The organism is Zobellia uliginosa, from assembly GCF_900156625.1.
Taxonomy (GTDB): Bacteria; Bacteroidota; Bacteroidia; order Flavobacteriales; family Flavobacteriaceae; genus Zobellia; species Zobellia uliginosa.
On record NZ_FTOB01000022.1, the window covers coordinates 1 to 2,288 of the forward strand.

Here is a 2,288-nt window from a genome sequence, read left to right on the forward strand (position 1 = left end):
GCATCGTCGGTGTTGACCGTTACCGATCCGCCCTCTACCAAGGAAATCGTTTTTCCTGAAGCGTCAATAGACAGGTCCTGTGTATCCGTATTCGTGTAGGGAGTCAGATCGATATCCGTGGCACTTGCATTATTCGTGACCTTTAGAATGTTTCCTGTAAGGCTAAGATCTTGGATCTCATTGGTTGCATCGGCATCCGCATCGTCGGTGTTGACCGTTACCGATCCGCCTTCTACCAAGGAAATCGTTTTTCCAGAAGCGTCAATAGACAGGTCTTGTGTATCCGTATTCGTGTAGGGAGTCAGATCGATATCCGTGGCGCCTGCATTATTCGTGACCTTTAGAATGTTTCCTGTAAGGCTCAAATCTTGTATCTCGTTATTCGGGTCGGCATCCGCATCGTCAGTATCCAAGGCATCGACATAGGCCTTAGTGGCCGCGTCCTGTGGATTGTTTGGATCGGCCAAGTTCGTGATGGCCTGGTTGCCAGCACTTGGGTCCTCACCTATTACGTCCTCTAGATCTTGGATCTCATTGGTTGCATCGGCATCCGCATCGTCGGTGTTGACCGTTACTGAACCGCCCTCTACCAAGGAAATCGTTTTTCCTGAAGCGTCAATCGATAGGTCCTGTGTATCCGTATTCGTGTAGGGGGTCAGATCGATATCCGTGGCACCCGCATTATTCGTGACCTTCAGAATGTTTCCTGTAAGGCTCAGATCTTGTATCTCGTTATTCGGGTCGGCATCGGCATCGTCAGTATCCAAGGCATCGACATAGGCCTTAGTGGCCGCGTCCTGTGGATTGTTTGGATCGGCCAAGTTGGTGATGGCCTGGTTGCCGGCACTTGGGTCCTCACCTATTACGTCCTCTAGATCTTGGATCTCATTGGTTGCATCGGCATCCGCATCGTCGGTGTTGACCGTTACCGATCCGCCCTCTACCAAGGAAATCGTTTTTCCTGAAGCGTCAATAGACAGGTCCTGTGTATCCGTATTCGTGTAGGGAGTCAGATCGATATCCGTGGCGCCTGCATTATTCGTGACCTTTAGAATGTTTCCTGTAAGGCTAAGATCTTGTATCTCGTTATTCGGGTCACCGTCCAAATCGAGTGTCGCGTTCCCGCCTACGGCATTCCATGTACTTCCATCATAAACATATAATTGTCCCGCAACCTCATCAACATAGGTAACCCCACTATTGCTCGGGGTTACCGATGGAGCCCCGCTGCCCAATAAGGTTAGCTCGTTCGTGGCGTCAGCATCCGCATCGTCCAAGGAAGGTACATCCACTATCAAGTCGGGATATGTTCCGCTTACCACCACATTTCCGCTACCTCCATCAGTGATGGTCACGGTTTGATCGGGTGCAGCATTCACTACTTCAAAATTTTGTCCGCTTTGGTTTACCGTTATACCGGTTCCGGCGGAAACCGTTTGGTTCTCATTATTCGGGTCGGCATCGGCATCCTGAATGTTTATTGTTGTAGAACCACCACGCTCCAAATTGATGGACACGGTTTCATTGGCCGTGGCCACAGCGCTACCGATCTGTTGGTCGTCGCTACTGTTAGCCGCCAAATCCTCCAAAGCTTCCTGTACGTTCGTTTCGTTTACACTATCCCCGTCAACATCAAATGGAGTTCCCAGGGCTACTTCAGCAGCATCCTGGATCTCGTTATTCGGGTCGGCATCGGCATCGTCGGTATCCAAGGCATCGACATAGGCCTTAGTGGCCGCGTCCTGTGGATTGCTTGGATCGGCCAAGTTCGTGATGGCCTGGTTACCCGCACTTGGGTCCTCACCTATTACGTCCTCTAGATCTTGGATCTCATTGGTTGCATCGGCATCCGCATCATCGACATTTAGATTGACCGCATTCCCTTCGGAAATACTTACGTTACCCGGATTGCCATCGGTACTTAAGGTCTGGTCGTCGCTACTATTGGCCGCCAAATCCTCCAAGGCTTCCTGCACGTTCGTTTCGTTTACACTATCCCCGTCAACATCAAATGGAGTTCCCAGGGCTACTTCAGCGGCATCCTGGATCTCGTTATTCGGGTCGGCATCCGCATCATCCGTATCCAAGGCATCGACATAGGCCTTAGTGGCCGCGTCCTGTGGATTACTTGGATCGGCCAAGTTGGTGATGGCCTGGTTGCCGGCACTTGGGTCCTCACCTATTACGTCCTCTAGATCTTGGATCTCATTGGTTGCATCGGCATCCGCATCATCGACATTTAGATTGATCGCATTCCCTTCGGAAATACTTACGTTACCCGGATTACC

1 protein-coding gene is annotated in these 2,288 nt (G+C 50.9%); it reads right to left on the minus strand.

From position 1 onward, the window contains the following. A partial coding sequence (locus BW980_RS22720; protein WP_175609941.1) for a hypothetical protein occupies window positions 1–2,288 on the minus strand: 2,288 nt, incomplete at both ends.